The organism is Pseudomonas lundensis, assembly GCF_001042985.1.
GTDB lineage: Bacteria > Pseudomonadota > Gammaproteobacteria > Pseudomonadales > Pseudomonadaceae > Aquipseudomonas > Aquipseudomonas lundensis.
Genome location: NZ_JYKY01000011.1, coordinates 58396 through 85073, shown reverse-complemented (window position 1 = coordinate 85073; position 26678 = coordinate 58396). Strand labels below are relative to the sequence as shown.

Here is a 26678-nt window from a genome sequence, read left to right as displayed (position 1 = left end):
GCTTTCAATGTTACGCGCAGCGGTAGTTCAGTCGGTTAGAATACCGGCCTGTCACGCCGGGGGTCGCGGGTTCGAGTCCCGTCCGCTGCGCCATATTCGGAACACAAGCCCCTTGAATGCTTGTGATCCACAAGAAGCCTGCCACGTTCAGGCTTTTTTGTGCGCGTGTGTTTTGTGTAAGGTTTTCCCGGCTAGGGCTACGGCAACGGCAGCAGTCGAGGCCGGGTGCGGCGGTGAAGCCGTCGCCAGGTCTGTGACCACCCTCATCCTTGCGCCGCAAACTCAAACCAATAAAAGCTTGGCAGGCGCTCGCGTCCCGATAAGTGGCCACAGGCGACGATTGTGACGTTAAAAGTCCCAGCGCGTTGTCACCATGACATTGCGCGGATCGCCGTAATACGATGAGTTATAAAACCCGATGTTGGTGTAATACGATTTGTCGAAGACGTTGTTCAGGTTCACCGTGGCTGACACATGCTCCGTCAGCTGATACTTGGCCATCACATCGACAAGCCAGTACGCGTCTTGCGAAAACTTCTCCTGCGCGCCGCCTTTGTTGTAGTTGGTCAGCACTTGCCAGCCTGTGCCTTGCCAGCGAACGCCGCCGCCCACGGTCAATTTGTCGAGGTTGCCACTCAATTTATAGCGGGTGTACAGGTTGATTTGATCTTCCGGTTCCCAGGTCGACACTTTCTTTCCGCTCTGATCGCGGCTGACTTTGTGCGTGTAGCCTGCCTGTAACTGCCAACCTGGCATCACTTCACCCGATATTTCCGCCTCGTAGCCTTTTGTGGTGGCCTTGATGCCTTTGTAGGCGTAGTCAATGTCAGGGTTGGTCGGGTGGGCGTTGTAGGCGGTGTCCGCTTCGGGCCGGTTATCTTGATGCACTTCAAAGTACGCCAGGCTTGAGTTCAATTGCCCGTCGAAGAATTCGCCTTTCAGGCCGATCTCATAGTTGCTGCCTTCGTCTGGCTCAAGCATTTTGTTGTCGCGATTGCGGTAGTAAGACTGGGGCAAGAATATTTCGGTGTAGCTGGCATAGGCCGAAACAGAGTCGTTGATGTCGTAGATCAGGCCTGCGTAAGGCAGTACTTTGCCGGTGTCCTTGGCCTGGCTGGTGCCTGTTAGCGAGTAGTTGGCAACGCGGGTGCCCAACATGAGGGTCAAGTCATCGGTCAGGCTGAAACGCCCCGTCACATAAGTGCCGGTCTGGCGTGTGATTTCATCGTTTTTGGAGGTGACATTGCCCCAGTCGGGTTCCGGTGCGTCGCCGTCCCAGTGGTAATAGTCATAGGCGTTATTGACCATGAGCGCGTTCGTGTAGTCCTTGCCCGTCCAGTGAGAGCGAGAAACCGAGCCGCCGACGACCAGTTGATGTTCGCGGCCCAGCAGGCTGAAAGGCCCCGTAGCGTAAAGGTCTGCGCTATCACTGACGTACTCGCCGGTGTATTTGCGCGCCAGGATTTTTGCCTTGCCGGTGTTCACATCCGGATCAAGCAGTGCTCCCAGCGGGGCGTCGTAGCCATTGATCTGATGGTTGTACTGACCTTTGGTCACCCAGCCATTGGCGAAGTCATGCTCCAGCGTGGCGAAGACAGTCCGGGTGTATTGCTCCCAACTGCTCCATTTCGCGCCATTGTTGAACGAACGTGGGTTATCGATCCGATCGCCCGCAGAGTTGAACAGCGATGCACTGCCCGACCAGCTCGAGCCGGTGGGGTGGTTGTCCTGATAGTCGGCCCCCAGGGTGAGCAAGGTGTCCGGGGTTAAGTCGACCTCAAGAATGCCGTAGTACACCTCGCTGTCGCGCTTGTAATGGTCCATGAATGAGTGCTTGTCCTGATAAGCCGCGACCGCCCGGCCTCGTACATGGCCGCTGTCGCTCAGGGGGCCGCTGACGTCCACTTCCGAGCGGTAGTTGTCCCATGATCCGGCGCCCAGATCGATGTGGGCCTTGAAGTCACGGGTAGGCTTTTTGCGCACCATGTTGATGGTCCCGCCCGGCCCGCCAGCGCCAGTGAGCAGCCCGGTGGCGCCTTTGAGTATCTCGACGCGGTCATAGATCGCCGTATCGGTGAGTGTGTGACCCGCCGAGTACTGCGGGTCCTGCAAGATGGGAATGCCGTCGTACTGGAAGTTTTTAATGGCAAAGCCGCGCGAGTAGTAACTGGTGCGGTCGCTGTCATAGGTGGCCACGGTGATGCCGGGCGTGTGGCGCATGACGTCGTCGATCGAGTTCAGACCGAAATCATCCATCGCCTGTCGGGTCACGACGGAGATCGACTGTGGGGGTTGGCGGGGTGTGAGCACCATGCGTGTGGCTGTGGCGATGCTTCCGGGCGTGTAGGAGCCAGTCCCTTCGGTGATGGTGCCGAGCTGGTTGGCGCTGACCTCGGTGGCGCCCAGTTCCAGAGCGCCGCCTGGTTGGGGAGTGGCTTGCAGCAAATAGCCGTTCTGGCCTTTGACCACGCTGAACCCGCTGCCGCGCAGCAGCGTGTCGAAACCGTCCATCTCGCTGTAGCTGCCCTGTAAGCCTTGAGTTGTCGCGCCGTCAACGTCACGGGGCTGGAACGCAATCGCGACCCCGGCTTGTTGAGCGAAGCGGTTCAATGCATCGCCCAGCGGCCCGGCAGGAATGTTGTAGACCTGCACCGAGGCACTGCTTTGCGCCTGCGCAGCGGTGCTGACCAGCATTGCGGCGGTACAGGCCACCACCAAATGGATGGCCAGTGACAGCGGTGCATAAGCCTTCGCACGCAAGCGGTCGCGGGTTTTGGGTGAAGTCAGCATGGTAGGCGCAGTCCTTTAGAGTCTATGTACCTACCTTGACGAGCGACCTTTAAAAAGCGGAAGCAATGCGAATCATTATTTTTTAGTCTGCGTGTCACGGTCCACGCGTATCAGCCATGCCGTGAAGTGACGGACGCTGATCGGCAGTGTTTCAGCTATCAGGTTCAATGCGCGCTCCGGATCGTCCATCGGTAAAACGGCCGACACCCGCAGGTCCGCCAGCGCCGCGCGGTCGAATGTCAAAAGGCCGTATCGCTGGCGGGCAATCTCTTCAAGCACGTCACTCAACGGCAGGTCCTGAACCACCAGCTGATGGCGTTTCCAGGCATGATCGATTCGCTGCGGATCAATGTGGCCCAGCCTGCGGATGGCGTCAGTCTCAATCAGTGCCTGTTCACCCGCATCCACCTCCAGCGCGTGTTGCCGGTTTTCACTGTGCGCCGCGACGCGCGATTGCAACATGGTCAGGATCGTCGTGTCCCCCGTGCGCTTGACCACGAAGCGTGTCCCCAGTGCGCGCAGGGTGCCCTGGGCGGTCTGCACCACAAACGGGCGTGTGGCGTCATGGGCCACGTCCACCAGTATCTCGCCTTGCAGCAGTTCGATTCGTCGCTGCTGCTTATCGAAATACACATTCACGGCGCTGGCGCCGCTGAGGGTCAGGGATGACTCGTCCGGCAGGTGCAGTGTTTTCCATTCGGCGGGCGCTGTGTGGGTATCGGCCAGCCAGCGCGCGGGGTACTGGCTGCGCAGTAACACAGTGGCCGGAATAATCAGGCAACCCGCCAGGACCAAGGCCCGAACGATCGGTTTGCGTGTGGATGTTTTGCGCGGCGAGGGGAATGCTGCGTTCAGCGCCGCTTTGGCTGGCGCAGCCTGAGTGCGTAATGACTGCAGCTGTGAAATGACCTCCTGCATGCGCTCGGCCGCTGCGCCGTGTTGCGGGCTTTGACGCTTCCAGTGCTCAAAGGCGAGCCTCAACTCGTCAGACAAATCCCCTTCATGCAAGCGAATCATCCATTCGGCCGCTTGTTCATCGATCTGCTGGGGCGTGCTGTGCATCGGCTTGCTCATGGTGTGAGGCTATGACTGCAATGCAGCAGCGCCTGAATCAAATACTTGCGAACGGTGCGATCAGCCAAGCCGAGTTGGCGACCGATGTCGGCCTGGTTGAGGCCGTCGAGGTAATACAGCACAAACGCCTGGCGGGTCTTTTCAGGCAGCCCTTCGAGCATAAAGGCGATGTGTTCAAGGGCTTCAAGGGTGGTCAGGATGGCCTCGGGTGAGTGGTGGCCTTCCAGTGCTTGGGCGGTCAGCGCACGTTCTTGCAAATAAGCCTGTTCGATCTTCTTGCGCCGTGCCTGATCGATGATCAGGCGCCGGGCCGTGGTGCTCAGAAACGCTCGCGGCTCGCGCAGGCTGGCGACCGATTCGCGTGCATTAAGGATTCGGGCAAAGGTGTCCTGAGTCAGGTCGGCAGCATTCTGCGCACACCCCAGCTTTCTGCGCAGCCAGCCAAGTAGCCAGCCGTGATGTTCGCAGTACAGGTCTGTAATCGCGGATTGAAACGGAGGTTCACCCGAAGACATAGAACTAGGCTCAAACGCTATTGAGAATAATTGCTAATTCTGTGCTCAAGTCTTCGGTAAACGCAAGGCAGGCCTCATACGCTGAGACACGGCGCGAGGCTGCGTGCTTGCAGCCTCGTTCCCCTTATTCATCGCAGGCGAGGCGGGGCAGCGCCGGATCAGGTCTTGGCGATCAAGTTGCCAGCATGCAGGCCGCATTCTTTTTGCGTGGCTTCTTCCCACCACCAGCGACCTTCACGCTCGTGCTGGTTAGGCAGCACGGGACGGGTGCAGGGCTCGCAACCGATGCTGATAAAGCCGCGTTCGTGCAGGCTGTTATAGGGCAACTCCAGCATGCGGATGTAACCCCAGACTTCCTCGCTGGTCATTTGCGCCAGCGGGTTGAATTTGTACAGCGTTCGTTCCGGGGTCGAGAAGGCGCCGTCGATTTCCAACGCGGCAACCTGGCTGCGGGTGCCCGGGCTTTGGTCGCGACGCTGGCCCGTGGCCCAGGCGGTGACGGTCGCCAGTTTGCGGCGCAACGGTTGGATTTTGCGCACACCGCAGCATTCGCCATGGCCGTCTTTGTAAAAGCTGAACAAGCCTTTTTCTTTGACGAAGGGCTCAAGTTGGTGCTGGTCTGGTGAAATCAGCTCGATCGGGATGTTGTAGTGCTCGCGCACCTGCTCGATGAAACGATAGGTTTCCGGGTGCAGGCGCCCGGTGTCGAGGCTGAACACCTTGACGTTTTTATTGAGCTTCCAGGCCATGTCTACCAGCACCACATCTTCGGCGCCGCTGAATGAAATCCAGAGCTCGTCGCCAAAGTGCTGAAACGCGAGTTTGAGAATGTCCTGCGGGGATTTGCTGGCGTATGTCGCGGCGAGTTCAGCGACGTCGAACGGATGGCTCATCAGGCGGCTTCCTACAGTAAATGGCGCTGGGCGCTCTCTAGTGGCGCGATGTTAGCAAATACCGCGCGCTACAGGGTTTGCAGCGTATCGAGCAGCACCTTCACTTTCGTGATGGATTCCTGGTATTCGGCTTCCCAGTCCGAGTCCGCGACAATGCCGCCTCCGCCCCAGCAACTGACCCGCCCGTCTTTGATTAACAGGCTGCGAATGGCGATAGAGCTGTCCATCTCGCCGCGAACGTCGAGGTACAGCAGCGAACCGCAGTAAATGCTGCGGCGGGTGGGTTCCAGCTCGTCGATGATTTGCATGGCGCGGATCTTCGGTGCGCCGGTGATCGAGCCGCCCGGAAAACTGTCGCCGATCAGGTCCAGCGCGTCTTTATCCGCCGCCAGCTCGCCCGTGACACTGCTCACCAGGTGATGCACGTTGGGGTAGCTTTCGAGGCTGAACAGCTCCGGTACGCGGACCGAACCTGTGCGGCAGGTGCGGCCGAGGTCGTTGCGCAGCAGGTCGACAATCATCAGGTTCTCAGCGCGATCTTTTGGGCTGGCAAGCAATTGGGCGGCGTTGGCGGCATCTTCTGCGTTGTCTTTGCCCCGTGGACGGGTGCCTTTGATCGGACGGGTTTCGACCTGGCGCTTGCTGACCCGCACAAAGCGCTCTGGCGAGAGGCTGACAATCGCGCCCTCTGCGGGCAGTGTCATGAAACCTGAAAACGGGGTCGGGCAAGCCGCACGCAGCGCGCAGTACGCAGTCCATGCATCGCCGTGGCAGTGGGCGCTGAAGCGCTGAGTGTAATTGACCTGATAGCAGTCGCCAGCCTGAATGTACTGCTGCACCTGCGCCAGGGCCTGCGCGTACTGCTGGGCGCTGATATCCGGCTGCATCGGTTGTTTCAGGCTGAAAGGTGCCGCGGTTGCGGGCTCAAGCGCACTGAACAGCTCAATCAGGCGCATGCGTTCGCGGGTTTCCAGGGTGGGATGAAACACCAATTGACTGGTTGCGCGTTGGTGATCGCTGATCAGCGCCCATGGGTACAGGCCCAGGCGTGCATCTGGCAGATGCAAGTCGTCCTGCGCCTGCGCGGGGAGCTGTTCGAGCTGGCGGCCGAAGTCGTAGCTCAAGTAACCGATCAGTCCGCCGGCAAACGGCAGCTCGTACTGCGCTGGCAGCTGCGCCTGGCCCAGCGCCTGAAGCTGTTTGCGCAAACGCTGCAAAAACGCGCGCCCCGGTTCTTCTGGCTGGCGTTGCAATGTGTGCAAGGGCCAGGCGCTCATGATGTCGTAACGGCCACGGTCAGCGTCGGGTCGGCCGCTGTCCAGCAGTACTGCGCCGGGAGCGTGGCGCAAGGCGGCAAAGTAATCGGCCGGGTTGGCGAGGTAAGGCAGTGGATGAACGGAGCAGGTCAACATGCGCAGCAAATCAGCCATCGAAGCGGGGAGGGGATTGTAGGCCTGTGTCGGCGGGTAAATCCATGAAACCGTTCAGGAGCGAGCAGGCCTTGGGTGGCCAACTCGCTCCTGCGGGTCAGGCGTTAAGGGGGATGTGCCCGAACATTTCCTGAGCAAAACGGACCCGCTCTTCAACGGTTTCCTTGATGCCTTTTGCGGCCAGCGCTTCAACGTGCGCTTCGACGGCGTGGGTGCGCAGGGTCAGGCCGCAGTCGTTGGCGATCTGGATGTTCAGGCCCGGACGGGCGTTCAGCTCCAGGATCAAGGGGCCCTTGTCCTGGTCCAGCACCATGTCCACGCCGATATACCCCAGGCCGCACAATTCATAGCAGCCCGCGGCGAGCTTCATGAAACCGTCCCAGTAGGGCAGTTGCACCCCGTCCACCGCGTTGGTGGTGTCGGGGTGTTTGCTGATGATGTTGTTCAGCCAGGTGCCGCGCAAGGTCAGGCCGGTTGCCAGGTCGACACCGACGCCGATAGCGCCCTGGTGAAGGTTGGCCTTGCCGCCGGATTGACGGGTCGGCAAACGCAGCATCGCCATCACCGGGTAGCCCATCAGCACAATGATGCGGATGTCCGGCACGCCTTCGTAGCTGATGCTTTTGAAGATCTGGTCGGGGGTGACGCGGTATTCGATCAGGGCACGGTCGCGGTGCCCGCCGAGGGAATACAGGCCGGTCAGAATGCTGGAGATCTGATGCTCGATTTCTTCATGGCTGATGATCTTGCCCGAAACGGTGCGAAAGCGGTCTTCGAAGCGGTCGGCGATCACCAGAATGCCATCACCGCCCGCGCCTTGCGCGGGCTTGATCACGAAGTCGCTGCGCCCGCCGATGATCTCGTCGAGCTTTTCGATTTCTTTCTCGGTGGAAATCACGCCATACATCTCCGGCACGTGAATGCCGGCCTTGATGGCGCGTTCCTTGGTGATGATCTTGTCATCCACGATCGGATACAGGCTGCGTTTGTTGTACTTGAGTACGTAGTCCGCATTACGCCGATTGATGCCCATGATGCCCCTGGCTTCCAGGGCCTTCCAGGTCTTCCAGAAGCCAAACATCAGGAATCTGCCTTCAAAAAGGCTTTGAAACGGACCAGTTCAGTCAGGCGATAGCCGCGATAGCGACCCATGGCCAGCATGAAGCCCACGAGAATCAGCAGGACTGCCGGGAAAGTGAACACGAAGTACACCAGCTCCGGAATGCTCATCACCAAGTACGCCAGGGTCGCCGCGAACAGGGTGCCGATGGCGACCTTCATCGCATGCCCGGCGCCTCGCTCCTCCCAAGTGATCGACAGGCGTTCGATGGTCATGGTCAGAATGACCATCGGGAACAGGGCCACCGAGAGTCCGCGTTCAAGGCCCAGCTTGTGGCTGAACAGGCTGATGGCGGCAATCAGTATCACCACGAACGTCAGTACCACGGACAGGCGCGGCAGCATCTGCAGCTTCAGGTGCTCTAAATACGAGCGCAACATCAGCCCGAGCGCCGTTATCACCGTGAACAGGATGATGCCGAACCCCAATTGTGTTTCACGGAACGCCAGTGCAATCAGTACCGGGGTGAACGTGCCCAGTGTTTGCAGGCCGATCAGGTTGCGCAACACCAGAATCACCAGCACGCCAATCGGGATCATCACCATGATCATGAAGGTTTGCTGGGTTTGCAGCGGCAGGCCGTACAGCGAGTATTCGAGGAAGTTGGCGTCAGTGTTTTCGTCGGTCAGTTTGGCCAGACGAATGGCGTTCATTTCGCTGTTGTTCAGGCTGAACGTGACGTTGGCTTTTTTACCGCCATCGACGCTGATCATCGGCTCGTCGCCGGTCCACCACAGCAGACGGTCGGACGGCAGGCCCTGTTCGCCGGTTTCGGGGTTGAAGTACAGCCAGTCGTTACCGTTGAAGCTGCGCAACCACAGCTCCGGGGTTTGTGGCAGGTCGGCCACCAGGCGGATGGTGTGGACTTTTTCCAGCGGCACGTGGGCAATCGACAGCAAAAGCTCGATGATTTGTGCCTTGTGCGGCGTCGACGGATCGCCTGCCAGCAGCAGTTTGACGTTGTCATCGTTAGGGTTGTTCACCCGCTTGATGGTTTCGCTGATGAAGGTTTCAACGTCGGCCGAGTGCTGGCGAATCGGGGCCAGCAAGGCTTCGGCGGCGATTTTTTCGGGCCCTTCGACCGCGATGCTGTCACGGAAAACCGGGCCTTTGGCCTTGGTTTTGTCGCCGGTGTAGCGCTTGGTCAAGACCAGACGGTAGTAAAGGGTTTGCTTGCCGCTGACGCGACGGGCTGACCAGGTGACTTTACGGTTGCCGTCTACCCGGTTGACGCTCACCCCGTAATTGTTGGAGATGAAGCTTTCATTGAGGCTGACGTAGTCGCGGTTCAATGGCGGTACGAACATCTGGATCTTGACCGGATCCTTGGAGCTGGCGACGAATTCGACTTTTGCGTCGATGTTCCACAGGTCATCCGTTGCGTCTTCGGTCACCGGGATACCGATGACGAAAATCTGGTAGGCCGTAATCGAAATGCCCAGCACCACAAGGATGGTAATCAAGACTTTCAGGTGAAAGGTAAGAGCGCGCATTTCAATTACTCTGCGGTTTGAGCGATGGCGGCGCAGGCAGGTTTGCCAGCAGCGTATTTAAGGCTTGGGTCGACCAGCGCATCGAAACGCTTGAGCGCTTCGGAGCCAATCAACAGCGGGTATTGGAACGCACTTCGGTCGGTCAAGTTCACTTCGATGGTGCGTAAAGCTTTACCCATACAGATTTCCAGGGAAATAACCGGGCGCAATGTGTAGTTCTTGTCCGACTCGGGGTCGTAATCCCCGGAGCGGCGCTTGATCTTGCTGACCCGTGCCAGCGGACGCTCGATGGGGTGCGAGTGGGCATCGTCAATAGCCAGATAAAAGCGTACCCAGCTCTCGCCGTCGCGCTTGAAGCGTTTGATATCGCGGGCACTCAGCGAGGCGGTTTTGGCGCCGGTGTCGAGTTTGGCGGCCACTTGCAGGTTGATACCTGCCAGCTCAGCGTACTCATTAAGGCCGTAAACGGTTTTTTCGGCACCCAGGCTCAGGCCCGGCAAGGCCAGCAGGCAAAGACATATAAAGAAGGAGGGAAATTTCATAAATCCGGGGGCAGTCTCTTGCAATCTTCAGTTCAAGGCGACTGGCAATACAGCGCAAGCGTCCTCGTGCGGCTGCCCTGTTAATTGGGCAAGGCTGATGCGGTCGGCATTCTAGCATGATGGTTTTATGACGCCAGCGCCCAGACCGTTCCGATCATGGCCTGCGTCTGTCGATTCAACCAAGGTCGTATCCGGTGATTGTCGACAATCCCTATTTATCCTTTGACTGTAAGGCCTGAAATGACTATTTTTGGCACTATTGATTTTCAAGGTGTCGACAATATGCTGGATTCGCTCGAAGGTGCCGTGCTGGCTCAAGATGACTCGGAAACCCTGTCCGAGAACGTCTTCAGGCGTATTCAAGCCGCCATCGTCAAAGGCGATATCGCGCCGGGCAGCAAAATCTCTGAGCCGGAACTGGCGCGCACCTACGGCATCAGCCGCGGGCCGCTGCGCGAGGCGATCCACCGCCTTGAAGGCCAGCGCCTGCTGGTGCGGGTGCCGCATGTCGGGGCGCGGGTCGTGTCCTTGAGCCATGCCGAGCTGATTGAGCTCTACGAAATTCGCGAGTCCCTTGAAGGCATGGCCTGCCGTCTGGCGGCTGAACGCATGAGCGATGAGGACATCGCGGAGCTGCGTCGGGTGCTCGAAACCCACGAGCGCGATGCCGCGTTCCAGGCGGGCGTGGGCTATTACCAGCAGGAAGGCGACTTCGATTTTCATTACAAAATTATTCAGGGCAGCGGCAATCGCACCCTGACCCAGATGCTCTGCGGTGAGTTGTATCAGCTGGTGCGCATGTACCGTATCCAGTTCTCCACCACCCCGAATCGCCCGCACCAGGCATTCGCCGAGCACCACCGGATTCTCGATGCCATTGCCGATCGCGACGGCGAACTGGCCGAGTTATTGATGCGTCGCCACATCGGCGCGTCCAAACGCAATATTGCGCGTCACTACCAAGACAGCGCCCAGCAGACAGCCACTCCACGAGGTGAGTCATGAGCAATAAAAACAGTCCAGGCCAACGTTTCCGTGATGCAGTCGCCAATGAACACCCACTGCAAGTGGTGGGCGCCATTAACGCCAACCACGCCTTGCTGGCCAAGCGCGCCGGGTTCAAGGCGATCTACTTGTCCGGTGGCGGGGTGGCGGCGGGTTCGCTCGGCGTGCCAGACCTGGGCATCACCGGCCTGGATGACGTACTGACCGATGTGCGCCGCATCACGGACGTCTGCGACCTGCCACTGCTGGTGGATGTCGACACGGGCTTCGGTTCTTCGGCGTTCAACGTGGCGCGTACCGTCAAGTCGATGATCAAGTTTGGCGCTGCCGCCATTCACATTGAAGATCAGGTGGGTGCCAAGCGGTGCGGCCATCGTCCAAACAAGGAAATCGTCTCGCAACAAGAGATGGTTGATCGCATCAAGGCCGCCGTGGATGCGCGCACCGATGACAGCTTTGTGATCATGGCGCGTACCGATGCGCTGGCGGTTGAGGGGCTGGAGTCCGCGCTGGAGCGTGCCGCTGCCTGCGTCGAAGCTGGCGCCGACATGGTGTTCCCGGAAGCCATCACCGAGCTTGAGATGTACAAGCTGTTCGCCAGCCGCGTCAAAGCGCCGATTCTGGCCAACATCACTGAATTCGGCGCCACCCCGCTGTACACCGTGGATCAACTGCGTGAGGCCGATGTGTCGCTGGTGCTGTACCCGCTGTCGGCCTTCCGCGCCATGAACAAGGCGGCGGAAAACGTCTATGGCGCGATTCGTCGCGACGGCACCCAGCAGAACGTCATCGACACCATGCAAACCCGTATGGAGCTGTACGACGCCATCGATTACCACGTGTTCGAACAGAAGCTCGATGCGCTGTTTGCCAGCAAAAAGTAATGCCGCTTGAAACCGGATTGACCTGACGCCTGTGATGGTTGTCGAGCCTCGCGGGGCTCGACACGCAAGACAGGTGTAAAAAAATTTATAAGTTCTTGCCGAATCCCTAACAAATTCAAGATTGGAGAAGCGCAATGGCCGAAGCAAAAGTATTGAGTGGTGCCGGATTACGCGGCCAGGTGGCCGGGCAAACGGCGCTGTCGACCGTAGGCCAGGAAGGCGCCGGGCTCACCTATCGTGGTTATGACGTGCGTGAGCTGGCCGCCCAGGCGCGCTTTGAAGAAGTGGCTTATCTGTTGTTGTACGGCGAGTTGCCGACCCAGGTCGAGCTGGAGGCCTACACAGGCAAGCTCAAAACCCTGCGCGATTTGCCGCAAGCGCTGAAGGAAGTTCTGGAGCGTATCCCGGCCGATGCCCACCCGATGGACGTGATGCGCACGGGATGCTCGTTCCTGGGCAACCTTGAGCCGGAACAGGACTTCAGCGAGCAGCGCGACAAGACTGACCGCCTGCTGGCGGCCTTCCCGGCGATCATGTGCTACTGGTATCGCTTCAGCCACGACGGTGTGCGCATCGATTGCGTGACGGACGAAGCGTCGATTGGCGGCCATTTCCTGCACCTGTTGCATGACAAAAAGCCAAGCGACTTGCACGTCAAGGTCATGAACGTGTCGCTGATTCTGTACGCCGAGCACGAATTCAACGCCTCGACCTTCACTGCCCGCGTCTGCGCTTCCACGCTGTCCGATCTGTTTTCGTGCATCACGGCAGCCATCGGTTCGTTGCGTGGCCCGTTGCACGGTGGGGCCAACGAAGCAGCGATGGAAATGATCGAGCGCTTCAGCTCGGCCGACCAAGCCATCAAAGGCACCCTCGGCATGCTCGAACGCAAAGACAAGATCATGGGCTTTGGTCACGCTATCTATAAAGACAGCGACCCGCGCAATGAAGTGATCAAGGGCTGGGCGAAAAAGCTGGCGGACGAAGTGGGGGACACCGTGCTGTTCCCGGTGTCCGAAGCCATCGACAAGACCATGTGGGAGCAAAAGAAGCTGTTCCCCAATGCTGACTTCTACCATGCCTCGGCGTACCACTTCATGGGCATTCCAACCAAGCTGTTCACCCCGATCTTCGTCTGCTCCCGCCTGACCGGCTGGGCCGCGCACGTGTTCGAGCAGCGCGCCAACAATCGCATCATTCGCCCGAGCGCCGAGTACATCGGCGTCGAACAGCGCAAGTTCGTGCCAATCGAACGTCGCTGACCGCAAGGCCGCCCATGCCCGCCCGCAGGCGCGTGACTTGCGCCTGACGGCGCCGCGTGTGGCGGCCCCGACCTAACCGTGATCGAGTCCCATGCCAATGAACACTGAATTTCGCAAAACACTTCCGGGCACCCGGCTGGATTATTTCGACACCCGCGCGGCAGTCGATGCGATCAAGCCCGGCGCTTATGACACGCTGCCGTACACTTCCCGCGTACTGGCCGAAAACCTGGTGCGTCGCTGCGATCCGGCGACCCTCAATGCTTCGCTGAGCCAGTTGATCGAACGCAAGCGTGACCTCGACTTCCCGTGGTTCCCGGCCCGGGTGGTGTGCCATGACATTCTCGGACAGACCGCGCTGGTTGACCTGGCTGGCCTGCGTGATGCCATCGCCCAACAAGGCGGCGACCCGGCGCAAGTTAACCCGGTGGTGCCGACCCAACTGATCGTTGACCATTCGCTGGCAGTGGAATGCGGCGGTTACGACCCTGAGGCGTTCGAAAAGAACCGCGCCATCGAAGACCGCCGTAACGAAGACCGTTTCCACTTCATTGAATGGACCAAAAAAGCCTTCAAAAACGTCGACGTGATCCCGCCGGGCAACGGCATCATGCACCAGATCAACCTGGAGAAAATGTCGCCGGTGATTCAGGTGCGTGACGGCGTGGCGTTCCCCGATACCTGCGTCGGCACCGACAGCCACACGCCCCACGTCGACTCGCTGGGGGTGATTGCGATTGGCGTTGGCGGGCTGGAAGCCGAAAGCGTGATGCTGGGCCGTGCGTCCTGGATGCGGTTGCCCGAGATCGTTGGCGTTGAGCTGACCGGTAAATTACAGCCGGGCATCACGGCGACGGACATGGTGCTGGCCCTCACTGAGTTCCTGCGCAAGCAAAAAGTGGTCGGCGCCTGGCTGGAGTTCTTCGGTGAAGGGGCCGCGGCACTAACCTTGGGCGACCGCGCAACGATTTCCAACATGGCCCCGGAATATGGCGCCACGGCGGCGATGTTCTATATCGACCGGCAAACCATCGACTACCTCAAGCTGACCGGGCGCGAGGACCAACAGGTGCAGTTGGTCGAGACCTACGCCAAGGTCAGCGGCCTGTGGGCTGACAGCCTCAAAGACGCGCAATACGAGCGCCGCTTGAGCTTTGACCTGTCCAGCGTCGTGCGCAACATGGCAGGCCCGAGCAACCCGCACGCTCGGGTGGCCACCACCGATCTGGCCGCCAAAGGCATCGCCGGCCAATGGGACGACCTGCCGGGGCAAATGCCGGATGGCGCGGTCATCATCGCGGCCATTACCAGTTGCACCAATACCAGCAACCCGCGCAACGTGATCGCGGCAGGCCTGATTGCCCGTAACGCCAACCGCCTGGGGCTGACCCGTAAACCGTGGGTCAAATCGTCGCTGGCGCCGGGCTCGAAAACCGTCGCCTTGTACCTGGACGAAGCCGGGCTGACCGATGAACTGGAGCAGTTGGGCTTTGGTGTCGTGGCGTTTGCCTGCACCACGTGCAACGGCATGTCGGGTGCGCTGGATCCGCACATCCAGCAAGAGATCATCGACCGTGACCTGTACGCCACGGCCGTGCTGTCGGGTAACCGTAACTTCGACGGGCGTATTCATCCTTACGCCAAGCAAGCGTTTCTCGCCTCACCACCCTTGGTGGTTGCCTACGCGATAGCGGGCACCATCCGTTTTGACATCGAGAAAGATGTGTTGGGACGGGACGCCAACGGCACTGAAATCCGCCTCAAAGACATCTGGCCGAGCGACGAAGAAATCGACGCGGTGGTCAAGTCGGCGGTCAAGCCGGAGCAGTTCCGTCAGGTCTACATCCCGATGTTCGCGATACACGAAGACACCGGCCCGAAAGTCGAGCCACTGTATGACTGGCGCCCGCAAAGCACCTACATTCGCCGCCCGCCTTACTGGGAAGGCGCACTGGCCGGCGCGCGTCCACTCAAGGGCATGCGCCCGCTGGCGGTGCTGCCCGACAACATCACCACTGACCACTTGTCGCCGTCCAACGCGATCATGCTCGACAGCGCGGCCGGTGAGTACCTGGCGAAAATGGGCCTGCCGGAAGTTGACTTCAACTCCTACGCGACCCACCGCGGTGACCACCTGACTGCGCAGCGTGCCACCTTTGCCAACCCGAAACTGTTCAATGAAATGGTGATCGAGGACGGCAAGGTCAAACAGGGCTCACTGACGCGGCTGGAGCCTGAAGGCAAGGTGATGCGCATGTGGGAAGCCATTGAAACGTACATGGAGCGCAAGCAGCCGCTGATCATTGTCGCCGGTGCCGATTACGGCCAGGGTTCTTCACGCGACTGGGCGGCCAAGGGCGTGCGGCTGGCGGGCGTGGAAGCCATCGTCGCCGAGGGTTTCGAGCGCATTCACCGCACTAACCTGGTGGGCATGGGCGTTCTGCCGCTTGAGTTCCTGCCGGGCACCAACCGCAAAACCCTGGCGCTGGACGGCAGCGAGATCTACGACGTGATCGGTGAACGGACCCCGCGTGCCACGCTGACGCTGGTCATCACGCGCAAGAACGGCGAGCGCATCGAAGTGCCTGTGACGTGCCGTCTGGACACGGCTGAAGAAGTCTCGATCTATGAAGCGGGCGGCGTGTTGCAGCGTTTCGCACAAGACTTCCTGGAATCGGCCACCGCGTAATCACAGCGCCGGGGCGCCTCGCCCCGGCCTAAACAGGACTGTGTCATGGTTTATGCAGCGCAAATAAAAATCCCGGCGACGTATATGCGGGGCGGTACCAGTAAAGGTGTGTTTTTCAGTCTGCTCGACTTGCCCGCGATCGCGCAGGTGCCGGGCGCGGCCCGTGATGCCTTGTTGCTGCGGGTCATTGGCAGCCCGGACCCTTACGAAAAACAAATCGACGGCATGGGCGCCGCGACGTCCAGTACCAGCAAAACGGTGATTGTGAGCAAGAGCCTGCGACCGGATCACGACGTCGACTATTTGTTTGGTCAGGTCGCCATCGACAAGCCATTCGTGGACTGGAGTGGCAACTGCGGGAACCTGTCGGCCGCCGTCGGCTCCTTTGCCATCAGCAGCGGCCTGGTGGACGCGTCACGCATTCCGCAGAACGGCACTGCCGTGGTGCGAATCTGGCAAGCCAATATCGGGAAAACCATCATTGCCCATGTCCCCATCACGGACTCAGCCGTGCAGGAAACGGGCGATTTTGAGCTGGATGGCGTTACGTTTCCGGCCGCCGAAGTGCAGTTGGAGTTCCTTGATCCGGCGGCGGATGAAGACGGCGCCGGTGGTTCCATGTTCCCCACCGGGCATGTGGTCGATGAGCTGGACGTACCCGGCGTCGGCACCCTGAACGTGACTATGATCAATGCTGGCATTCCCACTATTTTCGTCAATGCCCGCGACATTGGTTACAGCGGCACGGAACTGCAAAGCGACATCAACAGTGATGCCAAGGCCCTGGCCATGTTTGAAACCATCCGGGCCTACGGGGCGCTGCGCATGGGGCTGATCGGCTCTGTGGAAGAGGCCGCCAAACGCCAGCACACCCCGAAAGTCGCCTTTGTAGCGGCACCTGCGGATTACGTGTCGTCCAGCGGCAAAGCGGTCAAGGTGCAGGATGTGGATCTGCTGGTGCGGGCGCTGTCGATGGGTAAATTGCACCACGCCATGATGGGCACGGCAGCCGTTGCGATTGGCACCGCGGCCGCCATTCCCGGCACGTTGGTGAACCTGGCGGCTGGCGGCGAAACCCGTGATGCCGTGCGATTTGGCCACCCTTCAGGGACGTTGCGCGTCGGCGCACAGGCGCAGCAGATCAACGGCGAATGGACCGTCACCAAAGCCATCATGAGCCGCAGCGCGCGGGTGCTGATGGAAGGCTGGGTACGAATGCCGGGTGATTCGTTTTGAACGCGTGAACCCTTTTCCCTCATCCCGCCCTTTTCCGTCAGGTGAAGGGCGGGGTGACGGGCCAAGGTGCAAAGGCACTATTGAACGGGCACTTGAGACCTGCACCATCACGATAAACCTGAGGATGGAACACACCACTCACTGACTGTTCTGGAGACACCCCATGAGCGCCAACGTCGACCTCAACAACCGTCCTGACTATGACCAGGTTTTGCAGGACATTGCCGATTACGTCCTTAATTACCGCATCACGTCGCCCGAAGCCCTGAACACTGCCCGTTATTGCCTGATGGATACGTTGGGATGCGGTTTGCTGGCCCTGCGTTTTCCGGAGTGCACCAAGCACCTCGGGCCGCTGGTCGAAGGCACCGTGGTGCCGTTCGGTGCGCGGGTGCCCGGTACGTCCTACCGGCTCGATCCCGTAAAAGCGGCGTGGGACATCGGTTGCTGCGTGCGTTGGCTGGATTACAACGACACTTGGCTGGCTGCGGAGTGGGGGCATCCTTCGGACAATCTCGGCGGGATTCTGGCGGTGGCCGATCACCTCTCACAGCAGCGCGTGGCCAAGGGGCAAACGCCCCTGACGGTGCGCGACGTGCTCGACGCAATGATCATGGCGCATGAGATTCAGGGCGTGATCGCGCTGGAAAACTCGTTCAACCGAGTCGGCCTCGACCATGTGTTATTGGTGAAAGTCGCCTCGACGGCCGTGTGCGCCAAGCTGATGGGGGCGGGTCGCGAACAGCTGTTGTCAGCGCTGTCGCACGCATTTGTGGACGGTCAGGCCTTGCGCACCTATCGCCATGCGCCCAATGCAGGCTCGCGCAAATCGTGGGCGGCGGGGGATGCCACCAGCCGTGGAGTGCGTCTGGCCGACATCGCGCTACGGGGAGAAATGGGCATTCCCGGGGCTCTCACAGCGCCGCAATGGGGCTTTTATGATGTGCTCTTCAGCCATACCAATAAGGATCTGGCCCTCAAACCTGAAGGTCAGCGCGCGTTCACGCTGGCGCAGCCGTATGGCACTTATGTGATGGAAAACGTGCTGTTCAAGGTCAGTTTTCCGGCGGAATTTCATGCGCAAACCGCCTGCGAAGCTGCCGTCACCTTGCATCCGCAGGTCAGGGATCGGCTGCATGAGATCGAGAAAATCGTCATTACCACCCACGAATCGGCGATCCGGATCATTTCCAAGCAGGGCAAACTCGCCAATGCGGCAGATCGCGATCATTGCCTGCAATACATGACCGCCGTGCCCTTGGCGTTTGGCAATCTGGTGGCTGAACAGTACGAGGACGATTTCCATGCGGCGCATCCGATCATTGATGAGCTGCGGGAGAAGATGCACATCGTCGAAGACCCACGTTTTACCCGGGAGTATCTGGAGGCCGACAAGCGGTCGATTGCCAACGCCATACAGGTCTTTTTCACCGATGGTTCCAGCACGCAACAAGTGGTCGTGGAGTACCCGATAGGCCATCGTCGGCGCCGGGCGCAAGGCATTGTGCTGCTGGAAGAGAAGTTCAGGCATAACCTGGCGACGCGTTTTACAGGGCAGCGTTGCGCGCAGATTGTTGAACTGTGCAACGACCAGGCACGGCTTGAGTCGACGCCGGTCGATGAGTTTGTCGACAAGTGGGTGCTCTGAACCCGCCTTTGTCATCACTGCTGCAGGCTGCACACGGGGTTAATCCGCGTGCGTAGTGCAGCCGGTGGCAGTGCGACAGGCGAGATTTATTTGAAGCGGCGTTCCACGCCTTTCTCGACCAGGATCTTGGCCGAGATTTCCTCCACGGAAAAATGGGTGGAGTTGATGTGCGGGATGTTTTCGCGCTTGAACAGGTTTTCGACTTCGCGCACTTCGAATTCGCATTGGGCAAAGCTGGAGTAGCGGCTGTTGGGCTTGCGCTCGTTGCGGATGGCGGTCAGGCGGTCAGGGTCGATGGTCAGGCCAAACAGCTTGTGTTTGTGCTCGCGCAAGGCGGCGGGCAGTTTCAGGCTTTCCATGTCGTCTTCGGTCAGCGGGTAGTTGGCCGCGCGGATGCCGAACTGCATGGCCATGTACAGGCAGGTCGGGGTTTTACCGCAGCGCGAGACGCCGACCAGAATCAAGTCGGCCTTATCGTATTTGTGGGTGCGGGCGCCGTCGTCGTTGTCGAGGGCGAAGTTCACCGCCTCGATACGCTCCATGTAGTTGGAGTTGTGGCCGATGGAGTGCGACTTGCCTACCGAGTAGGAGGAATGTTCGGCCAGCTCTTGCTCCAGCGGGGCGAGGAAGCTGGAGAAAATGTCGATCATGAAGCCATTGGAGGTCGCGAGGATTTCACGAATGTCCTGATTGACGATGGTGTCGAAGATGATGGGACGAACGCCGTCTTTTTCGGCGGCGTTATCGATTTGTTGTACCATTGCCCGCGCTTTTTCTGCGCTGTCTATATAAGGCCGCGTGAACTTGCTGAAGGTCACATTTTCGAATTGGGCCAACAAACTCTGGCCGAGGGTTTCGGCGGTGATGCCGGTGCCATCGGAGATAAAGAAAGCAGATCGTTTCATTTGCGCCTTGGGCCTTAAGCTGGTGACGATTCTTGGATATGATAGGCGCGATTTTGTCGGCCTCAGTGTCAGGCAGTGTCACTTATTTTCCAGGTCCAGGCCACATTCGCTGAGATGCCGCCCTGTAGAGCGTCCAGCGCCCTGAGCTTTTCCAACACAGTTAGTGGAGAGATCACCTTGGTAGAGTACGTAGTTTCCCTCGATAAGCTCGGCGTCCATGATGTAGAGCATGTGGGGGGCAAGAACGCATCCCTCGGCGAGATGATCAGTAATCTTGCAGGCGCCGGTGTTTCGGTACCCGGTGGTTTCGCCACCACGTCTGCGGCCTATCGCGATTTTCTTGAACTCAGCGGTTTGAACGATCAGATCCACGCGGCACTCGACGCGCTGGATGTTGATGACGTGAACGCACTGGCCAAAACCGGCGCCCAGATCCGTCAATGGATCATGGAAGCCGAGTTCCCGGAGAAGCTCAACGAAGCAATTCGCACGGCATTTGCCAGCTTGTCGCAGGGCAACCCCGACATGGCAGTGGCCGTGCGTTCTTCAGCCACCGCCGAAGACCTGCCTGACGCATCCTTTGCCGGTCAGCAAGAAACCTTCCTTAACATCCGTGGCGTAGAAAACGTGATTCGTGCGACCAAGGAAGTGTTCGCTTCCCTGTTCAACGACCGTGCGATTTCCTACCGCGTGCACCAGGGCTTTGATCACAAACTGGTCGCCCTGTCTGCGGGCGTACAGCGCATGGTGCGTTCCGAAACCGGGACCGCTGGCGTGATGTTTACGCTGGACACCGAGTCGGGTTTCCGTGATGTGGTCTTCATCACCGGCGCCTACGGCCTGGGCGAAACCGTCGTACAAGGCGCGGTTAACCCGGACGAGTTCTACGTTCACAAACCGACGCTGGACGCAGGCCGTCCTGCGATCCTGCGCCGTAACCTGGGCAGCAAAGCCATCAAGATGATCTACGGCGACGAAGCCAAGGCCGGTAAGTCGGTCAAGGTCATCGACGTCGAACCCGCTGATCGCGCACGTTTTTGCCTGAGTGACGCTGAGGTCTGCGAATTGGCCAAGCAAGCGATGATCATCGAAAAGCACTACAAGTGCCCGATGGACATTGAATGGGCCAAAGATGGCGATGACGGCAAGCTGTACATCGTTCAGGCACGTCCTGAAACCGTGAAAAGCCGCTCTCAGGCCAATGTCATGGAGCGCTACCTGCTCAAGGAAACCGGCACTGTGCTGGTAGAAGGCCGTGCGATCGGCCAGCGCATCGGCGCTGGCAAGGTCCGCATCATTAAAGACGTGTCCGAAATGGACAAAGTGCAGCCGGGCGACGTACTGGTGTCCGACATGACCGACCCGGACTGGGAACCGGTCATGAAGCGTGCAAGCGCTATTGTGACCAACCGCGGCGGCCGTACCTGCCACGCGGCGATCATTGCCCGTGAACTGGGCATCCCGGCCGTGGTGGGTTGCGGCAATGCCACCCAGCTGTTGAAAGACGGCCAGGGCGTCACTGTTTCATGTGCCGAGGGCGATACCGGTTTTATTTTTGAAGGCGAGCTGGGCTTCGACATCAAGAAAAACTCCGTGGATGCCATGCCGGAGCTGCCGTTCAAAATCATGATGAACGTCGGTAACCCGGATCGCGCCTTCGACTTCGCGCAGTTGCCGAATGCCGGTGTGGGCCTGGCCCGCCTGGAGTTCATCATCAACCGCATGATTGGCGTGCACCCTAAAGCCCTGTTGAACTACGACGGTCTGCCGCAGGACATCAAGGAAAGCGTCGACAAACGCATCGCCGGTTACAACGACCCGGTGGGCTTCTATGTTGAGAAACTGGTCGAAGGCATCAGCACGCTGGCTGCGGCTTTTGCGCCGAAGAAAGTGATCGTGCGCCTGTCGGACTTCAAGTCCAACGAATACGCCAACCTGATCGGCGGCAAGCTGTACGAGCCGGAAGAAGAAAACCCGATGCTGGGGTTCCGCGGTGCTTCGCGTTACATCAGCGAAAACTTCCGTGACTGCTTCGAACTCGAATGCCGTGCCCTGAAGCGTGTGCGCAATGAGATGGGCCTGACCAACGTCGAAATCATGGTGCCATTCGTGCGTACCTTGGGCGAAGCCAGTCAGGTGATCGACTTGCTGGCCGAGAACGGCCTCACGCGTGGCGAAAACGGCCTGCGCGTCATCATGATGTGCGAGCTGCCGTCCAACGCGATTCTGGCGGATGAGTTCCTGGAGTACTTCGATGGTTTCTCCATTGGTTCCAACGACCTGACTCAGCTGACGCTGGGGCTTGACCGTGACTCGGGTGTTATCGCGCATTTGTTCGACGAGCGTAACCCGGCGGTCAAGAAGCTGTTGTCCAACGCCATCCAGGCGTGTAACAAGGCCGGCAAATACATCGGTATTTGTGGTCAGGGCCCGTCCGATCACCCGGATCTGGCGCGCTGGCTGATGGAGCAAGGCATTGAAAGTGTCTCGTTGAACCCGGATACCGTGCTGGAAACCTGGTTCTTCCTGGCTGAAGGTCAAGCCAAGGCTTGAGTCGTTAAATGAGGGGCAGGGCAGTCCAGTGATTGCCCTGTCCTTATATAAGCAGTGGTAGGGCGAGTTCCTGTATGGGGTCGCCCTTTTTTGTGCAAGAGCATTATGCAAAGCAGCAGTCATCTATTTCCCGTTGCCCTGATCAGCGCCGAGCGTCGGGGCGATCTGAGCGAAGACGTGTATCGCTTGAAACCCGCTAATAGCCCGGATGTGTCCGTGGAGTTGGCGGTCACCCGCCTGGGCCTGGCAGATGCCGGGCTGACGCGGGGCGTGCCCGTGATTTTGTTGCACGGCAGTTTTTCTAATCGGCGTTTCTGGTACTCCCCGAAAGGTGTCGGGCTTGGGGCGTTTTTGGCCCGGGCAGGCTTTGATGTGTGGTTGCCGGAAATGCGCGGCCATGGCCTCTCTGTGCGTAATCAACAATGGCGCAACAATCGCGTGGCCGATTACGCACGTTACGATTTGCCGGCCATTGCTGCGTTTGTCCGTGAGCAGAGCGGGCAGGTCCCGCACTGGATCGGGCATTCACAAGGCGGCATCACATTGGCCGCGGCACTCGGCGGCCAGTATTTGGGTGAGCCGGCCGTAGCCTCCGCTGCGTTTTTTGGCACTCAGGTCAATCGCTGTTACTGGCCATTGAAAATACCGCCGGTGGAGTGGGGCGCTCATTTATTACTAAAACGCTGCGCGCAACTGTCCGGAACGCGCCTTAAGCGCGGGCCGGAGGATGAACCGATTGGCATTGCGCTGGAATCCTTGCGCTGGAACGGTTTTCTCGGGCGCTTTAAGGATGCCGAGCGTGACTGGTGGGCGGGGCTGGCTGAAGTCCGCTTGCCGATCATGGCAGTCGCGGCGGCGGGTGACCTGAAAACGCCGGAGCGGGCTTGCCGCACGTTGTATGACCAAATGGGCTCAGAGGCGCGAAAATTCATTACGTTGGGGCATGCGCACGGTTTTAGTTCTGATTTCGGGCACGCTGAAATGCTGGTCAGTGACGCCGCTCAAGCCGAGGTTTGGCCTTTGGTGCTTGAATGGTTACACGGCCACACAGCGCTACAGCTCTCCGGCACTGGGAAACAAAGCGACGATACCCAGTTGGGGTTCCGACAGGTCGAGGTTGAAGCTACTATGTGACGCGATTTGTGGTTTTGGTCATATTGTGTGGCTGGGGCCAGCGTGTGTTCTGACCTGTAGGGCAACATTTAAAGCTTGGCTGCGTGCTGGCGTCTATAACACTAGAACCCTTTGTTTCTTCCTGTAGCGTCTTCTCCCAAGGAGTTTCCATGAACCACTACATCACGCCTGATTTGTGCGATGCCTACCCTGACCAGGTTCAAGTGCTAGAGCCGATGTTCAGCAATTTTGGGGGGCGCGATTCATTTGGTGGCCAAATCGTGACCATCAAGTGTTTTGAGGACAACTCACTGGTGAAAGAGCAGGCAGAGGCAGACGGTAAAGGCAAAGTGCTTGTCGTCGACGGCGGCGGTTCGCTACGCCGTGCTTTGCTGGGCGACATGATCGCTGAAAAGGCGGCGAAAAACGGCTGGGAAGGCCTGGTTATTTACGGCTGCATCCGTGACGTCGACGTCATTGCGCAAACGGATCTGGGCGTACAGGCCCTGGCCAGTCATCCGATGAAAACCGACAAGCGCGGGTTGGGCGACCTCAATGTTGCCGTGACCTTTGCGGGCGTGACGTTTCGACCGGGTGAGTACATTTACGCCGACAATAACGGCGTCATTGTGTCGCCCACTGCTTTGAAAATGCCGGAATAACGGCGCAACCGCTAAGGATCACGGATGTTCGAGGAAGACAACGCTCAATGGGGCCTGGTGCACGCGTTGGTGCTGGACGGCGAGGGCGGTGCCCGCCCGATTGCCCGCACCGAGCTCAATGACCTTGAGTTGCACAGTCATGAAAGCCTCTGGTTGCATTGGGATCGCAGTCATCCTCAAACCCAGAGCTGGTTGCGTAACGCCAGCGGCCTGAGCGAATTCAGCTGTGATTTGCTGCTCGAAGAGAACACCCGTCCACGTCTGCTGCCTTTGCCCAACAATGAACTGCTGCTGTTCTTGCGCGGCGTGAACCTCAATCCGGGGGCAGAGCCGGAAGACATGGTGTCACTGCGCATTTTCGGCAGTGCGCAGCGGGTAATTTCGCTGCGCATGCGCCCTTTGCGTGCAACCGATGAGCTGCTGACTGAGTTCGATCAGGGCGAAGGGCCTAAAAATCCCGCTGAATTGATCCTCTATCTGGCTCAGCACCTGACATTAAAGGTGCAGGATTTGATCGGTGAGCTGTCTGAAATCGTCGATGACGAGGAGGACAAGATAGATGCCGACGAACGGTACACCCCTGAGCATGGCTCGATTTTGCAGATCCGTCGCCGGGCAGCGGCACTGCGTCGTTTTCTTGCACCGCAGCGCGATATTTTCGGACAGCTGACGCGCACCAAATTGCCGTGGTTTACGGCGGACGATGCCGACTACTGGAACGAATTGAATAACAGTCTGACCCGCTACCTGGAAGAGCTGGAATTGACCCGCGAGCGCGTGGGACTGGTGCTTGAGGCTGAAGACCGGCGTCTGAATGTGCGCATGAGCCGCATCATGTATCGCTTTGGCGTACTGACCGGAATCTTTTTACCCATCACCTTTATTACCGGATTACTCGGTATCAATGTGGGGGGCGTTCCCTTCTCCAATGACCCTTACGGCTTTGCTGTTACGTGCCTCGTCATGCTGGTTATTGGCGTGGGCCAGTGGTGGTTTTATCGCCGGTTGCAATGGTTGTGAAGGGTGGGCATGTGACCCCGTTGATGTGGCCCGCGTCTTTCACTGACATACCGAGAGGTGCTTATGCACGATCCGTTTGAACAGTCTTTACGTGAAATGCTCAAGGCTGAGCCGTCGACCCGTGACGACGATGCATGCCTGGGCCGAGTACTGAAAACTGCAAACCGCCAGGTGGGTGCAGGTGATCTTTTCAGTCTTCTGGGCCGTTGGGTGCAGGCACTGATGATTGCTTTGAACAGCGGTTCGGTTCATATTGCGCCCGTTTCGCGACGCAAACCCGCTGCTCGCCCTGCTGATAAGGCTGATTGAACATGGAACTTGATCTCTGGACCCAGAGCCTGGTCACGGCAATGACCGCCCTTTGGACCAAAATTGCCAACTTCATTCCAAACCTGTTTGGGGCGTTGGTGGTTGTATTGCTGGGTTTCGTGGTTGCAAAACTGCTTGATACCCTGCTGTCGAAGTTGCTGGCCAAGCTGGGCCTTGATCGCCTGATGGGCGGGACCGGCCTGACCAAAATCCTGGGTCGTGCGGGGATCCAGGTGCCGATCTCCACCTTGATCGGCAAGATCGTCTACTGGTTTATTTTGCTGATTTTCCTCGTTTCTGCGGCTCAGTCCCTTGGACTTGAGCGGGTTTCAGCTACGCTGGACATTTTTACGCTTTACCTGCCCAAGGTTTTTGGTGCGTTGCTGGTGCTGCTGGTGGGGGTATTGCTTGCGCAATTGCTCAACGGTCTGGTGCGTGGCGCGGCCGAAAGCGTCGGGTTTGATTATGCTGGCGGGCTGGGTCGGGTGGCTCAGGGGCTGGTCATCATCATCAGTATTTCAGTGGCGATCAGTCAGCTTGAGGTCAAAACTGACCTGCTGAACCATGTGATTGTCATCGTTTTGATTACCGTTGGTCTGGCCGTTGCGCTGGCAATGGGGTTGGGAAGTCGGGAAATTGCGGGTCAGATCCTTGCCGGGATCTATGTGCGTGAGCTGTATCAGGTTGGGCAAGACATACGTGTTGGCGAGATAGAAGGGCAGATCGAAGAGATCGGCACGGTTAAAACCACGTTGCTGACCGAGGAGGGTGAGCTAGTCTCCATCTCCAATCGGATCTTGCTGGAGCAGCACGTGACTAGCCGCTGATGCGGCAAACCCTGCTAATGTATGCCGCCGCAAATATGCCTGTGTTCTCGGCTGTGGCGGACATTGACCTGACTGTCGGCACGACTCGTTTTGAATAAAGCCCAATCGCTATCCATGCGCTATGACCCCCGCGAACTCTCTGATGAGGAGCTGGTGGCGCGCTCGCATGATGAGTTGTTTCACGTCACGCGCGCCTATGAAGAGTTGATGCGGCGTTACCAACGCACTTTGTTCAACGTTTGTTCAAGGTATTTAGGGAACGATCGTGATGCTGACGATGTCTGTCAGGAGGTAATGCTTAAGGTGCTGTATGGCTTGAAGAATTTTGAGGGCAAATCGAAATTCAAGACCTGGCTATATAGCATCACCTACAACGAATGCATTACGCAGTATCGGAAGGAACGGCGAAAGCGTCGCTTGATGGACGCATTGAGTATTGACCCCCTTGAGGAAGCGTCTGAAGAAAAGGCGCCGAAACCTGAGGAAAAGGGCGGACTCGATCGCTGGCTGGTGCATGTGAACCCGATCGACCGGGAGATTTTGGTGCTGCGATTTGTCGCAGAACTGGAATTTCAGGAAATCGCGGACATAATGCATATGGGTTTGAGTGCGACGAAAATGCGCTACAAGCGTGCTCTTGATAAATTGCGTGAGAAATTTGCAGGCATTGCTGAAACTTAGTTCAGCGCAAATAGCTCTACGTGTAGG

At 58.7% G+C, this 26678-nt stretch carries 22 protein-coding genes and 1 tRNA gene; 14 read left to right on the top strand and 9 right to left on the bottom strand.

All coding sequences use genetic code 11. The features are described 5' to 3' along the window. The first annotated feature begins 16 nt into the window (after nucleotides 1-16). A tRNA-Asp gene (locus TU74_RS11220) sits at nucleotides 17-93 on the top strand. 255 nt (nucleotides 94-348) lie between these two features. Here TU74_RS11220 and TU74_RS11215 read toward each other — a convergent pair. The 8 genes from TU74_RS11215 to rloA form a co-directional block, all read right to left on the bottom strand. Then, entirely contained in the window at nucleotides 349-2790 is a 2442-nt protein-coding gene (locus TU74_RS11215) for a TonB-dependent siderophore receptor (RefSeq protein WP_048376503.1), read from the bottom strand. A gap of 75 nt (nucleotides 2791-2865) precedes the next feature. After that, the gene (locus tag TU74_RS11210) at nucleotides 2866-3852 is read right to left on the bottom strand and encodes a FecR family protein (RefSeq protein WP_193790967.1); all 987 of its coding nucleotides are present in this window, start codon (nucleotides 3850-3852) and stop codon (nucleotides 2866-2868) included. An 8-nt stretch (nucleotides 3853-3860) separates the two neighbouring features. After that, nucleotides 3861-4379: a sigma-70 family RNA polymerase sigma factor gene (locus tag TU74_RS11205; RefSeq protein WP_048376499.1), complete on the bottom strand. Its 519-nt coding sequence runs from the start codon at nucleotides 4377-4379 to the stop codon at nucleotides 3861-3863. 158 nt (nucleotides 4380-4537) lie between these two features. Continuing rightward, nucleotides 4538-5272: a phosphoadenylyl-sulfate reductase gene (locus tag TU74_RS11200; protein WP_047277369.1), complete on the bottom strand. Its 735-nt coding sequence runs from the start codon at nucleotides 5270-5272 to the stop codon at nucleotides 4538-4540. 68 nt (nucleotides 5273-5340) lie between these two features. Next, complete coding sequence (gene pabB / locus TU74_RS11195; protein ID WP_047294886.1) at nucleotides 5341-6684, bottom strand: aminodeoxychorismate synthase component I; 1344 nt, start codon at nucleotides 6682-6684, stop codon at nucleotides 5341-5343. A gap of 115 nt (nucleotides 6685-6799) precedes the next feature. Then, complete coding sequence (locus TU74_RS11190) at nucleotides 6800-7783, bottom strand: alpha-L-glutamate ligase-like protein (protein ID WP_047276327.1); 984 nt, start codon at nucleotides 7781-7783, stop codon at nucleotides 6800-6802. Then, the gene (rloB, locus tag TU74_RS11185) at nucleotides 7783-9315 is read right to left on the bottom strand and encodes an osmotic stress tolerance membrane protein RloB (protein WP_048376497.1); all 1533 of its coding nucleotides are present in this window, start codon (nucleotides 9313-9315) and stop codon (nucleotides 7783-7785) included. The genes TU74_RS11190 and rloB overlap by 1 nt, the downstream gene beginning before the upstream one ends. A gap of 5 nt (nucleotides 9316-9320) precedes the next feature. Further along, entirely contained in the window at nucleotides 9321-9857 is a 537-nt protein-coding gene (gene rloA, locus TU74_RS11180; RefSeq protein ID WP_047277367.1) for a retropepsin-like aspartic peptidase RloA, read from the bottom strand. 282 nt (nucleotides 9858-10139) lie between these two features. On the opposite strand from rloA, the gene TU74_RS11175 reads away from it, so the two are divergent. From TU74_RS11175 to prpD, 6 genes are all read left to right on the top strand, one after another. Then, nucleotides 10140-10862 carry a GntR family transcriptional regulator gene (locus TU74_RS11175; protein WP_047276322.1) on the top strand — a complete coding sequence of 241 codons (723 nt, stop codon included), beginning with the start codon at nucleotides 10140-10142 and terminating at the stop codon, nucleotides 10860-10862. Beyond that, on the top strand, nucleotides 10859-11746 hold the full coding sequence (gene prpB / locus TU74_RS11170; protein WP_047276320.1) for a methylisocitrate lyase: 888 nt from the start codon (nucleotides 10859-10861) through the stop codon (nucleotides 11744-11746). Before TU74_RS11175 ends, prpB begins: the two co-directional genes overlap by 4 nt. 134 nt (nucleotides 11747-11880) lie before the next feature. Then, nucleotides 11881-13008 carry a bifunctional 2-methylcitrate synthase/citrate synthase gene (gene prpC / locus TU74_RS11165; RefSeq protein ID WP_048376494.1) on the top strand — a complete coding sequence of 376 codons (1128 nt, stop codon included), beginning with the start codon at nucleotides 11881-11883 and terminating at the stop codon, nucleotides 13006-13008. A gap of 97 nt (nucleotides 13009-13105) precedes the next feature. Continuing rightward, a complete protein-coding gene (gene acnD / locus TU74_RS11160) occupies nucleotides 13106-15697 on the top strand; it encodes a Fe/S-dependent 2-methylisocitrate dehydratase AcnD (protein WP_048376492.1) in 2592 nt (863 codons plus the stop codon). 45 nt (nucleotides 15698-15742) lie between these two features. Beyond that, a complete protein-coding gene (gene prpF / locus TU74_RS11155; protein WP_048376490.1) occupies nucleotides 15743-16933 on the top strand; it encodes a 2-methylaconitate cis-trans isomerase PrpF in 1191 nt (396 codons plus the stop codon). 163 nt (nucleotides 16934-17096) lie between these two features. After that, on the top strand, nucleotides 17097-18581 hold the full coding sequence (prpD, locus tag TU74_RS11150) for a 2-methylcitrate dehydratase (protein WP_048376488.1): 1485 nt from the start codon (nucleotides 17097-17099) through the stop codon (nucleotides 18579-18581). A gap of 86 nt (nucleotides 18582-18667) precedes the next feature. Here the strand turns inward: prpD and ppsR are convergent, their stop codons facing one another. Next, complete coding sequence (ppsR, locus tag TU74_RS11145; protein ID WP_047276310.1) at nucleotides 18668-19486, bottom strand: posphoenolpyruvate synthetase regulatory kinase/phosphorylase PpsR; 819 nt, start codon at nucleotides 19484-19486, stop codon at nucleotides 18668-18670. A gap of 177 nt (nucleotides 19487-19663) precedes the next feature. Between ppsR and ppsA the strand changes: the two genes are divergently transcribed. The 7 genes from ppsA to sigX all read left to right on the top strand — a co-directional run bounded on the left by ppsA (nucleotide 19664) and on the right by sigX (nucleotide 26651). Beyond that, the gene (gene ppsA / locus TU74_RS11140; RefSeq protein ID WP_047276308.1) at nucleotides 19664-22039 is read left to right on the top strand and encodes a phosphoenolpyruvate synthase; all 2376 of its coding nucleotides are present in this window, start codon (nucleotides 19664-19666) and stop codon (nucleotides 22037-22039) included. A gap of 105 nt (nucleotides 22040-22144) precedes the next feature. After that, nucleotides 22145-23173: an alpha/beta fold hydrolase gene (locus TU74_RS11135; RefSeq protein WP_082149865.1), complete on the top strand. Its 1029-nt coding sequence runs from the start codon at nucleotides 22145-22147 to the stop codon at nucleotides 23171-23173. 149 nt (nucleotides 23174-23322) lie between these two features. Further along, the gene (gene rraA, locus TU74_RS11130) at nucleotides 23323-23814 is read left to right on the top strand and encodes a ribonuclease E activity regulator RraA (protein ID WP_047276306.1); all 492 of its coding nucleotides are present in this window, start codon (nucleotides 23323-23325) and stop codon (nucleotides 23812-23814) included. 24 nt (nucleotides 23815-23838) lie between these two features. Then, complete coding sequence (locus TU74_RS11125; RefSeq protein ID WP_047294784.1) at nucleotides 23839-24834, top strand: CorA family divalent cation transporter; 996 nt, start codon at nucleotides 23839-23841, stop codon at nucleotides 24832-24834. 63 nt (nucleotides 24835-24897) lie between these two features. Continuing rightward, nucleotides 24898-25143 carry a hypothetical protein gene (locus TU74_RS11120; protein ID WP_048376486.1) on the top strand — a complete coding sequence of 82 codons (246 nt, stop codon included), beginning with the start codon at nucleotides 24898-24900 and terminating at the stop codon, nucleotides 25141-25143. A 2-nt stretch (nucleotides 25144-25145) separates the two neighbouring features. Beyond that, complete coding sequence (locus TU74_RS11115; RefSeq protein WP_048376484.1) at nucleotides 25146-25970, top strand: mechanosensitive ion channel family protein; 825 nt, start codon at nucleotides 25146-25148, stop codon at nucleotides 25968-25970. 90 nt (nucleotides 25971-26060) lie between these two features. After that, nucleotides 26061-26651: an RNA polymerase sigma factor SigX gene (gene sigX / locus TU74_RS11110; RefSeq protein ID WP_029611289.1), complete on the top strand. Its 591-nt coding sequence runs from the start codon at nucleotides 26061-26063 to the stop codon at nucleotides 26649-26651. Nucleotides 26652-26678 lie beyond the last annotated feature (27 nt).